The 12,308-nt window shown below is 57.4% G+C and carries 14 protein-coding genes; 8 read left to right on the top strand and 6 right to left on the bottom strand.

The window, feature by feature from the left end; genetic code table 11:
• The first annotated feature begins 211 nt into the window (after nucleotides 1-211).
• Nucleotides 212-586: an Sjogren's syndrome/scleroderma autoantigen 1 family protein gene (locus tag ACP5VX_RS04895; protein ID WP_428724775.1), complete on the top strand. Its 375-nt coding sequence runs from the start codon at nucleotides 212-214 to the stop codon at nucleotides 584-586.
• Here ACP5VX_RS04895 and tmk read toward each other — a convergent pair.
• Genes tmk through ACP5VX_RS04880 form a run of 3 tightly spaced genes read right to left on the bottom strand, consistent with a single transcriptional unit; the run spans nucleotide 576 to nucleotide 2,725 of the window.
• On the bottom strand, nucleotides 576-1,193 hold the full coding sequence (gene tmk, locus ACP5VX_RS04890) for a dTMP kinase (RefSeq protein WP_428724774.1): 618 nt from the start codon (nucleotides 1,191-1,193) through the stop codon (nucleotides 576-578). The genes ACP5VX_RS04895 and tmk overlap by 11 nt on opposite strands.
• Nucleotides 1,174-1,563, bottom strand: coding sequence for an aconitase X swivel domain-containing protein (locus tag ACP5VX_RS04885; RefSeq protein WP_428724773.1), 390 nt, complete (start codon nucleotides 1,561-1,563; stop codon nucleotides 1,174-1,176). The genes tmk and ACP5VX_RS04885 overlap by 20 nt, the downstream gene beginning before the upstream one ends.
• Nucleotides 1,547-2,725 (bottom strand): aconitase X catalytic domain-containing protein, encoded by a 1,179-nt coding sequence (locus ACP5VX_RS04880; RefSeq protein ID WP_428724772.1) that lies wholly within the window; start codon nucleotides 2,723-2,725, stop codon nucleotides 1,547-1,549. The genes ACP5VX_RS04885 and ACP5VX_RS04880 overlap by 17 nt, the downstream gene beginning before the upstream one ends.
• 200 nt (nucleotides 2,726-2,925) lie before the next feature.
• On the opposite strand from ACP5VX_RS04880, the gene ACP5VX_RS04875 reads away from it, so the two are divergent.
• Nucleotides 2,926-3,948, top strand: coding sequence for a hypothetical protein (locus ACP5VX_RS04875; protein WP_428724771.1), 1,023 nt, complete (start codon nucleotides 2,926-2,928; stop codon nucleotides 3,946-3,948).
• Between the two features lie 37 nt (nucleotides 3,949-3,985).
• On the opposite strand, the gene ACP5VX_RS04870 is transcribed toward ACP5VX_RS04875, so the two are convergent.
• The 3 genes from ACP5VX_RS04870 to ACP5VX_RS04860 form a co-directional block, all read right to left on the bottom strand.
• A complete protein-coding gene (locus ACP5VX_RS04870; RefSeq protein WP_428724770.1) occupies nucleotides 3,986-5,215 on the bottom strand; it encodes a Clp1/GlmU family protein in 1,230 nt (409 codons plus the stop codon).
• Nucleotides 5,216-5,329: 114 nt separating this feature from the next.
• Nucleotides 5,330-6,628 (bottom strand): UbiD family decarboxylase, encoded by a 1,299-nt coding sequence (locus ACP5VX_RS04865; RefSeq protein WP_428724769.1) that lies wholly within the window; start codon nucleotides 6,626-6,628, stop codon nucleotides 5,330-5,332.
• A 68-nt stretch (nucleotides 6,629-6,696) separates the two neighbouring features.
• Complete coding sequence (locus ACP5VX_RS04860) at nucleotides 6,697-7,359, bottom strand: hypothetical protein (protein WP_428724768.1); 663 nt, start codon at nucleotides 7,357-7,359, stop codon at nucleotides 6,697-6,699.
• Nucleotides 7,360-7,436: 77 nt separating this feature from the next.
• Between ACP5VX_RS04860 and ACP5VX_RS04855 the strand changes: the two genes are divergently transcribed.
• The 6 genes from ACP5VX_RS04855 to ACP5VX_RS04830 all read left to right on the top strand — a co-directional run.
• Nucleotides 7,437-8,039 (top strand): hypothetical protein, encoded by a 603-nt coding sequence (locus ACP5VX_RS04855; RefSeq protein ID WP_428724767.1) that lies wholly within the window; start codon nucleotides 7,437-7,439, stop codon nucleotides 8,037-8,039.
• A complete protein-coding gene (locus ACP5VX_RS04850) occupies nucleotides 8,023-8,550 on the top strand; it encodes a CDP-2,3-bis-(O-geranylgeranyl)-sn-glycerol synthase (protein WP_428724766.1) in 528 nt (175 codons plus the stop codon). The genes ACP5VX_RS04855 and ACP5VX_RS04850 overlap by 17 nt, the downstream gene beginning before the upstream one ends.
• A gap of 46 nt (nucleotides 8,551-8,596) precedes the next feature.
• Nucleotides 8,597-8,884, top strand: a complete 288-nt coding sequence (locus tag ACP5VX_RS04845; RefSeq protein ID WP_428724765.1) for a 50S ribosomal protein L44e — start codon at nucleotides 8,597-8,599, stop codon at nucleotides 8,882-8,884.
• On the top strand, nucleotides 8,884-9,090 hold the full coding sequence (locus ACP5VX_RS04840; RefSeq protein WP_428724764.1) for a 30S ribosomal protein S27e: 207 nt from the start codon (nucleotides 8,884-8,886) through the stop codon (nucleotides 9,088-9,090). Before ACP5VX_RS04845 ends, ACP5VX_RS04840 begins: the two co-directional genes overlap by 1 nt.
• A 133-nt stretch (nucleotides 9,091-9,223) precedes the next feature.
• The gene (locus ACP5VX_RS04835; protein WP_428724763.1) at nucleotides 9,224-11,662 is read left to right on the top strand and encodes a hypothetical protein; all 2,439 of its coding nucleotides are present in this window, start codon (nucleotides 9,224-9,226) and stop codon (nucleotides 11,660-11,662) included.
• On the top strand, nucleotides 11,652-12,308 hold a 657-nt coding region (locus ACP5VX_RS04830; protein ID WP_428724762.1), incomplete at its 3' end, for a hypothetical protein. The genes ACP5VX_RS04835 and ACP5VX_RS04830, both read left to right, overlap by 11 nt.

Below are 12,308 nucleotides of genomic sequence, written 5' to 3'. Positions count from 1 at the left end.
AATCTAATGGTACGCTTTGCTAGCGGTGTAGCGGGTCGTGAGGGTCGCGGACGTACAGGAGAGACCGACAACGCGGCTGGGGAGGGGGGCGTAGGCGAGGGGGATCGTCGAGTACTTGGGATCGAAGCCCCGTGCCGAGGGGCTTTCTCTGGCGCTAGCTTGCAATTAAAATCCTCTATAGCTATTTGGTATCCATGTGTGGTCTGACTTGGTGGAGGCTGAAGTAGACCCCGTCAAGAAGATGGCCGAGCTTATCAAGGCCGGGGCGGTAATGCTGGCCGAGACATGCCCTTACCCGGGCTGCGGCCTACCTCTGTTCAGGCTGAAGACGGGCGAGGTGGTCTGCCCCGTCCACGGTAGGGTCTACCTGGTCAAGACCGAGGAAGAGGCCAGGGAGGTGAAGACCTCTGTGAGCCTGGCCATGACGCTGGACAGGATTGAGGAGAGGGCCTTGATGGAGATGAACGCCATGCTGAGCGAGAGGGGGGAGATAGACCCCACCGAGCTGATAAGGTGGCTTGAGGTCGTCGAGAGGGTGAGGAGGATCAAGAGCGTCATCGCGTCTAGGTCTTCCTCTACGAAGTGAGCCGGTCGAGCAGGGGCCTCACCAGACCCCAGACGTCCCGGAAGACTTCCTCGAGCCCCCTGCTGGAGTCGACTACTACCAGCAGGCCTTCTCTGACCATCCTCAAGTAAACCTCCCTGACCCTGGAGAGGAAGTCGACCCTCTCGTACTCGGGGAACCTCGACGGGGCCCCCTTCTTCCTCGCCAGCCCGAGCGAGGGCTCTACGTCGAGGTATATGGCCAGGTCGGGCCTCGGCGCGAACCTGTTCACCTCCAAGACCCACTCGTACGGTGCCCCTGAGGCGGTCTGATAGGCGACGCTACTGTAGAAGTACCTGTCGCACACGACCACGGCGCCCTCCCTCAGAGCCGGCTCTATCACCGTCTTCCAGTGTATGAGCCTGTCCAAGGCGTAAGCAAGCGCGTCGACATAGGCGTCCCTAGCGCTGGAGTACTCGCCTTTAACAGCTCTGACGATGCTCGAGTCGTAGGGCTCGTAGGTGTAAATTGCCCTGTAACCCAGCTCGCCGAGCCTGCTTATGAGGATGTTAGCGATGCTCGTCTTACCCGAGCCGTCCAGCCCCTCGAGGACTAAGAACAGGCCTCTCCTACTCGAAGTGTAGCTCAACGTAGTCTCTCCCCTTCTCGTGCACGAGCACTGCTCTTTTAGAGCCCACCTCTTCTAAAAACCCTTTCCTGACCTGGAAAAGCGGTATATCGGCCATGATGCACCCCGTAATGATGATGGGCTCGGGCTCCTCAACCAACATGCAGCTCGGCTCTCTCCCGTAGTACTTCAGCGCGTAGATAACGTAGGAGCCCACCGTACTCCCGCGCCCGCCCCTGAAGGCCAGCGCTACGCCGGCTATCTGCTCGCCCACCGCCTTGAGCGTGCCGGTCGCGGGGTCTACCTCTCCGAAGAAGCTGATGTAGTCGTTGTAGACCCTGAGGGGGGCCCGGCAGTCCCCGTCCACTAGGACTCTAACCTGCTCTCTCACCGTAGACAGCCTTTATCACCCCCAGGGTGTTCGTCAGGTAGTAGTTTGCTTTTAGTTGCTTACTCAAGTAGAAGACCGCCTTACCGGAGTTCGTCACGAGGTGGTCGAACACCCGCGTCAGCCTGGAGACCACAGGGCAGGTGCCAGCGGCCACGTCTACGCCCAGCCTACGCAACCGCAAGACCTCGCTGTAGTGCTTCTCAAATACCTCTACAGGTATCGTTATTAGGAGCCTCCTGTCTCTGGGTAACACACCCCGCTTCACGACTTGCCTGTATATCTCGAGGAACTCCCACGGGTAGAGGTGGGGGCATCCGAGGTAGCCCAGTACGCTGCCACCGCCGGGCTCCGTACCTGTATACTCCTCTACATCGCCCCACTCCACCTCGACCCTGTCCACGAAGTCTGTTGAGTAGAACCCCCTGGGCGTCACCCCTTCCAGGACGACGAGGGCGTGAGAGCCCGAGGCGGCGGACGCTGCGAGCATTATCTTCAAGTCCGCCAAGCCAAGTCCAGCGCCCCTGACGAGCGGTATCTCCCTGACCCTGTAGCCCAGCCACAACCCTAGAGCTCCCGGGTTCCCTCTAACGCGTGGATCCTTAACGTGGACCAGGACTCTCGCGACCCTGTTCCCCGGGACGTGGAGACCCGCGTAGTATGTGAAGCCCGTTAACGCGGAGGCCAGCGCTAGAGGTCCCCCCTCCCGGTTCGTGCTCGCCCCGAACACGCTGTTCGCCACTGCGACAGCGCTACTCTCGCCCCAGGCTAGGAACTCCCCCTGAGCCGGGGGCCTGTGGTAGTACGGGATGCAGGTGAAGACCGGCTTAAACCCCATTTTGGTTAGGGAGTCGTCTATCACAGCCTGTTTCCTAGCGTAGGAGCCGTCTATCAACTCCGATAAACCCGAGTAGTCGACGCACCCCGGGTTGACCGTGGTGTATACCCGAGCCCTGCCACCCCCGAGAAACAGGCTACGGATGAACTCTAGCCCGGGGTCTAGGATGTTGGAGTAGGAGACGCCCGACACGTGGGCGTGGGCGACCTCGACCAGCCTTGTGGCCCCCAGCGCCTCACCCGTCTTGACGATTATAGACATAGCCTTCGCGACAACCCAGCCAAACTCCCCGTTCAGCATCCTCTCTTGTTCGCGCGTCAGGTACATTACGTTCAACACCGCTTAAAGTACATGATATACCAACCCAGAGGATAAAAGTGGGGTGTCCCCCTGCCCCGGACTCTCGCCAGCTTCGTCTAGAGGAGTAGACAGGTGGGTGTATCCCACAAAGTTTTTCGTGTAGTCTCCACTGTTTTTAGTCTATTTTTACTACCCCACCGTAATACCCCTAATAGGGTAGGCGACGAATGCCGTTCACCACGTACCACCTAGCCTCAGGGTTTCTGGTGGGGCTCCCGCTTAGAAGGAGGGTCCACTTACCGACCCTCTTGGCCGCGACGACTATACCAGTCGACCTCGGCTCGGTCCTCCTAGTCCTTGGCGGAATAGACGCTAGACCTCACGGGTTGACGCATGGTTTCGTCGTCGCGGCCCTTCTAGGGGTACTCACGGCTATCGTTGTCTACGTGCTCGACCGCTACTTGAAAGTCCATAAGACCCTGTACAGAGCATTCTACCTGGCTCAGGGCGACGAGGAGTTCCACAAGTATGTTGCCGGAGGTGTTGTCGGCTCGCTCCTCCACGTAGTTCTAGACGCGCCGTTATACGAGGACATGAGCCCCTTCGAGCCCTTTGTCTCGGGCGTAAACCCGCTCCTCCTCTCGGGCACTCAATTGACGCGGCCCCTATACGACTTAGTCCTGTACGCCGGGCTACTGGCGTACCTCGTATTCTTCTACGAGATGTCGAGAAGGGCGCTGGGGGGACCAGTGGCAAGGTTGCAGCTAGGTGTCCTTGTTATCTTAGTAGCCATATTACTCGCCCCCACCACGGTCGATGTCGAACTCCTATTCAGAGAGCCCGAGGCGTTTATACCCCTGGGTGTTGGGGTTCTCGGTGTAGTTCTCGCCGTGCTATCTCTCGTGGAGATGAGGTTGATGAGTACTGTACGGGCAGGCCTCGTACTCTCGGTGACGGCAACCCTACTTGCCACCGCCTACGCCAACCTGGGGGGCCTGCTACTCTCCTCTACGACCGCTACTCTAATCTACACTGGAGTCGCTGCGATAATAGTTTTGTTGAGGAGCCCGCTGACCCGTATCCACATCACGTTTATGAATAAGTCTCTTAAAGCCGTAGACCTCCTATTGATGGGGTGGTTGAGCGCGTTGCTAATTGTGGGGATCCCAGTCTTCGTCGCTGCCTTGTTTATAATACTGGTAGAGTCGAGAAGGCTGGCGGGCCTAGAGCCTCTGGCACGCCCCCGCTGAGCGCGCTCTTCGAGCCGCTACGTGTACGCGCCGGTCTCTAGTACTCGATGTACTCCTCCTTAAAGTCCTCTGTCAGCCTTATGGTGGAGGCCCTCACAACTCTCACGGGGAGTTCCGGGCAGGGGGTTCTAGCGAGTAGTTTACCCGCGTCGAAGTCTATCTTCTCAACGATGCCCGGGCACTCGTTGCCCTTCCCGTCGGAGAGCGAGACGTAGAGCCCTCTCTCGAAGCCCTGCGGGTAGACTGCCAGCTTGTCTCTCCCCAGGCTAGCCGACAACTCCTCGTAGACTCTCCTGATGTCGCCTCTAGCCACCACGAAGTACTTGCCCGCTAGTACACTGCTGTACACCACCCTCTCGTCGTGTAAGTCGACTCGAGCCCCCTGGAGCAGGGGCATGTCTACGAAGACCAGCTGGTTGAGGTCGTACTTTACCATGACCGCGTTGGCGAAGAACTCCCTGTACCTGTCGCTCCGGTACTCTCTCCTCTCAGACCTGTCCCTCACCTTCTTCACGCTGGGCGACGGGACGGTTCTGTACTTTACCCCCAGCCTCTCGAGGGCCGAAAAAGAGGGGTCTGAGCCGCCCACGTGGACCAGGTAGTCTGGTCTCACCTCCACCACGAGCTTGGTCTTGTACAGGACCGCTCCGACCTCCTTCATCCAGCCGTCAGTGTCGACCACAACGGGTGTCCTACCCTCGCTGACGGCCTGCTCCACCAGTCTCTTGACGTAGTTGATTATTGCGTCCGTGCTTCTCTGGGGCTTGTTGTCCCCGACAAAACACATTCTCACGGGCTTTAGCCCCCTGTTCCACAGGGTCTGCTCGCTCGGGTAGGCGAGTGATACGTAGCCCGGGGGCGCAACGTCGGCTTGGCCTACATCCGCGTCTACGAGAGCCGGCCTCATCCCCCTCTCGAGGGCCTTGTTGAGGAGAAGCGTCGTGAAAGAAGACTTGCCAGAGTCTACTTCGCCTACCACCACTACTACTGTAGGGTTACTGCTCACGATTTCCTCGCTCAGCTTAACCCACTCGAAGTAGGCCTCGTTGTCCTCGAGCCTCTTAATCTGCGCCTCGTTGACCATGCTCAAGTCGAGCTCCGAGTCCTCGAGGGCTACCACTGCGTAGCTCTTCAGCCTGTGGATTATGACCCTCTCTCCTACGACGACCTTCTTGCCCAGGATCTCTACCGTGCCCCTCAAGACCGTGAACGCCATCGGCCCGAACAACTTGACGCCCTCACCTTTGTTCAGCTTAAGAGTCGGCACAGCCGCTCACACCACTCGTAGTGGGTTTCACCAGGCCTTTTTACATGTGATGGTAACTTGGTGGGCGTCTATTAAGCTTCCTACAGGAGGAGAATTCCAATAGCGGACCCGCTGTTAGGGCACGCCGACCCTCCTATACTTGGACCACGGCTCATTGAAGGGTTTCGTCGCGATCACTATTAGTTTGTCCCCGACCCCCTCCGGGCTCCTTGGGTCCAGCGTACTAGCCTTGGCGTTCCTCAGCACGACGACGTCTTCGCCGGGCTTGCTGCGCGTCGCTATAGCCCACTCGACCTGTAAGGGGTCGTCGACGTCTATGTCCTCGTCCACGACTACGACCACCTTCATGCTGGGGTGGGCCGTGAGGGCTGCCAGGGCTGCGCTGAGGGCCTCTCCCCTAGTAGACTGCTCGATGGCTATGACCCCTATGAGCCAGCTGCCGCCGCTGGCAACCAGCCGGACTGCCCTGACGCCCGGCGCCACCTTCTTGACACTCTCGTAGATAAGCGGCTCTCTCGGGAGGCCCATCAAGTAGAAGTGGTCGCTTGTCGCCGGCACTATGGCGTGGTACACCAATCTGCCCTGGGCGTTAACGTAGTAGGCAACGGGCTTGAAGACGTTCTGCCTCCTCCTCTCGTCTACTAGACCCAGTATGTCGACGAAGGGGCCCTCCCAATCCTCCTCCCTGGAGATGACCCCCTCGACAACCAGCGAGGCGGTGACCGGTACAGGTATGTTGAACACGGGGGTCTTGGCCACCCTGTTCACCCCGCTTAGGGCCGCCCCTATCCCCACCTCGAAGACGCCGTAGGGCGGGCTCATGGCGGCCGCGATCTCCTGGTAGACGTCTAGGCCGAGCACCATAGCCACGGGCAGGTCTCTACCCGCTTCGAAAGCCTTTTTCACCATGTAGTGCAGGTGCCTCGGGACGATCCTGAGCGTAGCCCTGTCGTCGTCGATGTACATGACCCTGTGGAAACTCGAGTTGCAAACGCCCTCCCAGCACGCTATGAAAACGGCGCTGGTCAGGTAGGGGCCCCCGTCCTCGCGGTAGAACTTGATGAAGGGGAGGTCTCGTAGAGCCATGTCGGCTCTCCTGAAGCTGTCGGCGAAGTCCACAACCTCGAGCTGTGAAGGGCTGTAGTACGCTCTCAGGAGCTTCTCGTACAGCTCGGAGTCGCTCCTCGCACCCACCAGCTCGTAGACGTCTCCCCGGTCTCTCAGTATATTTGAGACGCACTCCCACTCCTTGCCCTTGAGCCTGAACACCACTCTCTCCCGCCTATGCCTGTAGACCGCCCTCGTGGGCTCGTATTCGGGGTCTAGGTCGCCGGCAAAAAACGTGTCTTTGCGCCCCTTTAAAGAGTCCACTAGCGAGGCGAGCGTGGTCAAGTAGACGCCCTCTACACTCATCAGCTAACGTAAACTAATCTCTTGCGGGGCGGAGACTTAACCTTATCTGGCGTCGGTGGCCGGAAGTGCTATAGCACCTCGACCCCCTGCTTCAAGGCTATCCTCAGGGCCGCCAGGACGTCCTTATTGCCCCTGAGGTACTGCCTGTTCACGACGAGACCCTTCAAGAGGAGCCGGGCGCTAGCCCTACTGTGTGAGGGCGTGGTGTTGTACTCGCTGACGAGCTCTACTCTAACACCCGGGACCCTTATCTTGACGTCTCTGGCGATTTCGAGCCCCCGACCGTGAGCCCCGACTCTAACGATGACGGATGTCGCCGGGACGCACTCTACCAGCTCCCTCACCTTGCCGACCAGGTCGTCCATGAACCCCCAGTCTACTACAACCGAGTCGCCTAGAGCTATGAACGCGTGCCTCGAACCCGGGTCGACCCCTATTGTCAGGCTGCCGTACTCGCTCTTCATGAGAGAGGCTAGTACGGCCTTCTCCAGCCCTCTACAAGTCCTCTCCGGGTCGTAAACAACCGCTAGATCCCTCCTGGCGCCCACCTCGTCTCTTATCTCGCTAGAGTCCGTGTAGACGACGCTGTACTCAGGTACCTCGTCGAGCGTGTAGTAGAAGGAGAACTTGATACCCCTCCTCCTGAGCTTGTCGACGACTTCTCTAAACCACTTAGGGTCGTATACTGCGACTACCAGGTTCCTGTACAGCAATACAACCACTTCTATCATTATAAGGATACACAAGAGTAGATTATAGGTTGTGAGCGATACAAAGACCCGTAGCCATCACCAGAGGTTTCGCGAGCTTGCGCGTGCCGACCGAGTTGAGGAGGCTGGTCTCCGGGTCTCCTACGACCCTCTTCTACGGCCCGGCAGCCGCTGGTAAGACGAACATATTGATCAGCCTGGCTAGAGAGTTCTGCGTCTTCGGGAAGAGGTGCGTGTTCATAAGCACCGAGGGCACCCTCCACTACGACAAGATAGCGAGGGCCGGCGTAGGTTTCGGGAACGTAGAGTTCGCGGACGTGGTGGACTTCGACGTCTTCACCGAGCTGCTCCTCAAGCTCTCATCGGCAACGGTATTCAACTACATCTTCATAGACAGCATTAACGCCCTCTACAGGCCGCTCGCGACTAGGCCCGACGTGCTGTCCAAGTACCTATTTACTCTCGCCAAGCTCTACAACTATAGCCTAAGGGGTGGTAGAGTGGTCGCCTCTGCGCAGGTGAGGGTGGGGGAGGACGGCGAGTTGGAGGCCTCGGGCTTCAAGCTGCTAGACTACTACTTCGACACTATCTTCCAGGTCAACTTCGAGGGCTCCAAGAGGTTCATTAGACTCGAGAAGCCCCCTAACCGGGAGCTTAAAATGTACTTTAGGGTAGGTGACGAGGGTGCTGTATTCTACTGACAGCGCCCTGGTGGCCCTAGTCGAGTTCGTGCTCACGTACTACCTCTCCCCGATGGTGGCAAACAGCGCCCCCGTCCTAGTCAGGGGGAGGACGCCCATCGACGGGGGCAGGCTGTTCCTGGACGGTAGACCGGTCTTCGGATCCCACAAGACCTGGGAAGGTTTCCTCGCAGGGGTAGTAATGGGTTTTACCTCTTCGTGTACTGTAGGCCTGGTTTTCGAGAGCCTGCCCCTCACGTTCCTCAACATGGGCGGCGTAGTAGCGGCATTACTAGGGGACCTGGGAGGGGCGTTCGTGAAGAGGAGGCTGGGTATCGAGCCGGGAGAGCCCCTACCAGTTGTAGACCAGCTCGACTTCGCCCTCGCTGCGACGCTACTATACCTCCTCCTAGACGCGGGTTTCGCGTCGCGCCCAGACCTCGTGGTGATGTCTCTGCTTATTATACTCGTACTCCACTTGCTGACAAACAACGTCGCCTTCGTGCTCGGGTTGAAGAATAAAAGGTGGTAACGTTTTTAACCATTAATAAAATGGTAGTTGAGGAGGGTGCTTACTCGTGAAGATACCCAAGGTGATTGTGACCTACTGCCCGAGGTGCAGGAGGCACACCGAGCACACCGTGACGATCTACAAGCACGGTAAGAGGAGGAGCCTAGCCGAGGGCGAGAGGAGGTACGCCAGGAAGAAGCAGGGCTACGGTTCCAAGAGGAAGGCCGAGCAGAAGAGGTTCGCTAAGACGACCAAGAAAGTTGTCCTGAAGCTGAAGTGTAAAGAGTGCGGCTACACCCTCCACAGGAAGGGTATTAGGCTGAAGAAAGCCGAGCTCGTAGAGGTGGCCAAGTAGTGAAGAAGAGACAAATCCCGGTACCCCAGCCCAGGAGCAGGTTCTACAGGGTTATCTGCAAGACCTGCGGAGCAGAGAACATAGTCTTCAGCCACTCGACGTACCCGGCGAGGTGCAAGGTCTGCGGCACGGTCTTGGTCAAGCCGACAGGGGGCAAGGCTATCATACTCAAGGACAAAGCCGAGATAGTAGCCGAGCTAGGCTGAGACACAGCCCGCTCTTGTCCCGAACCCTCCCTGCTCGACTGTTCTCCGTTGCGGGCCGTTGGAGTCGGCGCTACGCCTGCTACACAAAATTTTAAAGACAAAACTACATACTGGCAATTTAGGGAGACGGTGTTTGCACTATAAGGCCGTTCTAGCCGCATTAGCTCTCATACTTCTCAGCCTTCTACCAGCCACAGTAGTCTCGTCTTACGCGCAACCAGGCGACGGCGTCTACTCGGTTAAGTACATAGTGGTCAAGGCCTCCCAGGTACCGGCGTTGATCGGCTGCAGACAGGACAGTCTGAGGGCAGTCACCTATCTACCGGGCGGGGGCATAGTACACGGACGCGTCTTCATCGCCCCCAGAGAGTTCGTCGCGTCCAATAGTACGCTAAAGGGGCTGATCGAGATCCCAGTACTCGGAAACGGCCTGGTCGACGCGGACACCGTGCTTATGGTCCAACTACTCGTACCTCAAGCAGGGAAAGACCAGCACGCGGCGCACCAGCCTGGAGTAGGAGAGACCTTCCCATGGCCGGTTGAGTACGCGAAAGACAGGGTTAGAAGCAGGGCGATTGTACAGGTAGAGCCGGGCAGCCTCGTAATCGACCCCGCTAGGGGGCTAGAGTACGCTCAAGCACCAATGACCCTAGGGCTCTACTGTGATAGAGACCCGAGGGGCTCTAACGCCGTCTTCGATAATGACGTCCTCCAAACTCTGAAGTACGCTGTTGAGAAGGGGGTGTTCTCGTCGGTTAAGATAGTCAAGGAAGAGCACTTTAAGGGGTTTGTCGTAGACCTCAAGAAAAACTCCATTAGCGCTGTGCTCCCTGACAGCGAGCACAGTACAGAGTCGGTGAGTAGTCAAGGCCTGATCGTTATTGGGGGCGGTGGCGGGCCAAGCCAGCTCTATCAGTTTGTCTACCCGCTCGTACCGCCCGAGTTCGCGAAGTATTTGGCGGGGGGCGTCTCCTACGACTCCGTCTATCTAGGTCCCTACGTCTACAATGTGAAGCTGAATATCAAGTTCTCGGCGGTTAGCCCCGGTAGCGTCTTAGAGGTGAAGTATGTGCTCAAGAACGTCGACCCCGCGACAGGCCGGGTTTTGAGCATACTCGAGTCGAAAGACTTGTTCTTCGAGGCCCCTACAACGCCGACCCTTATTACGTTGTACCCGTCCAACGTCGATTACTACGGTAATTTGAGCGTAGACATCTCGTTGAACACGTGGGTGAAATCGTCGGGCACGTTACAGAGCGGGGGGAACATCTCGCTTAGGACGCTGACCGTCTACGTGGAGAAGCTCTACCCCGAAATGCCGATACCACAGACGAGGAGAGCCGTGCAGGTCTTGTCCACAGGAGTCCAGTCCAGCATACTGCCTTCCAACACCAGCAGCTACTTCAGGGACGCGGGGGCCTACTTCTACGTGCCCTACACTATCTCGCTGTCGTCTACGCTTATCAACGGGCAGTACTTGAACTACGCTACGGGCAACGGTAGTGTAAAGGTCAGGGTCGTACTAGTCGACGTCGGCCCCTTTGGTACTCCAACACCGTTCAGCGGCTGGGTGGCCATATATGTCGACAACTGGCTTTACGCCAACAAGACTGTGTCCAGCCGCCTCGTAGGGGGCGTATACATGGCGGACACCTACACCGAGATACCAATCGAGCTAGCCCTCGCGTATTTCGAGATGGCGGCGGGACCTCTCCTGACTATTACAGTTAACGCGACAGACGTTTACGGCTCTCAGTCGTATATAAGGGCGTACGTCGACGCCTGGGTCGAAGAGTGGTACGCTCCAGAGGTGTGGAACCCCTACAACCCACGCCCCTGGATAACCGCCAAACCCCCTTCAATCCAGGTGTTCGCGCAGGCGATAGAGAGCGACCTGAGAATTGTTGATCATCCCACAACCATACTTGGCGTTAGCTTGGCGGGGGGTAATCTAGGTATGGTCACAATAGAATTCTCGGGTCTGATCTTTGAGATAAAGGCCTCAGGGGTGAGAACAAGTAATCGCGTCACCGGCGTAAACTCGATAAACCTACGAATCAGGATGCCCCTCGAGATGGCCCAATACGTCGTCCCCTCTTCCTTCTTTAAGTCGGGTGCTTCAATAGGAGGGGGAGAGACTGCCGTACAGCTAGCTGGTATTACACACTCTCTGATATCTTTCGTCTTTAACGTCCTGGAGTACGCTGGAAAAATCAGTTCGGGCGTCGCGTTGTTTGGTGATATCGTTTTCACCATTCTTGGTATACTATTGGACATCAGATCGGGGAATGTTAGCGGGGACAACCTTCGTACGTGGAGCGACGGACAGTTCTACTACGTTCTCTACGAGTGGTCCCCAGCCTTCCAAACTGTTGAATGGGCCTCGGCTAGGATTTTATTGATCTCTGGAGAAGTCGCTATCCCGTCCAACAGATCGTACGTCATCTACGTGTCGGGTAGCGTGAACGGGAGGAAGCTCGGCGAGTTTCCCGTGAGTGTGTACTTGTCGCCCCCTCCCATCCCAGAGTACTATGAGCCTATTGGTGTATATGGTGTATTCAATGCCTGGTAGTAGTCCCAGGCTACTACTAAACATTCTCGAGTACATCGGGGTCGTCGCTCTGCTTGTTCTGCCCGCATCCTACGCATACTCGTTCGTGATTAAGAGCTACTTACTAGCGTTCCAAGACGACAGAGTGCTACCATACGCGACGGGTCTTGAGTTCACCCTGGCACTCTTACTCCCAATCCTTCTCCTGCCCCTCCCGCTATACATGGCCGCTAGGGAGGAGGCGCTCGTGCCACCCGTAGTGATACGTATAGTGAGGAACACTGCCTTCGCGTTCGCGCCGTATACCATGTATTCTCTAGTGGGAATCCTGTTGTCAGCCTTCGGTATTAGGAGGTTGATCGACCCCGTTGTCTCGTTCTTTATCGTGGGGGTTATCCTCTCGCCGATTCTAGGGTTCCTTGTTTTGGCGATCTTCTTTCTCATGCCGGCTCTCTCGTGCTTCATAGTACACTACGACGGAGAAGTAAGGTGGGGTGCCTACAGGTACCTCTGGAGCATAGTCAAGTCCCTGTGGGTTAGATCGCTGGCAGGCTCCCTGCTAGCCCTATTCGCATCGGCTATTGTAGGCCGAGCCCTCTTCTTAACTCTGGTACCCCTCTTTCCCAGCTTCTTCCTCGAGAAGGTCGTAAGCTACACTGCGTACGAC

The sequence above is a fragment of the Thermogladius sp. genome (assembly GCF_049970955.1).
Classification (GTDB): domain Archaea; phylum Thermoproteota; class Thermoprotei_A; order Sulfolobales; family Desulfurococcaceae; genus Thermogladius.
This window is presented reverse-complemented; position numbering and strand designations above follow the sequence as displayed.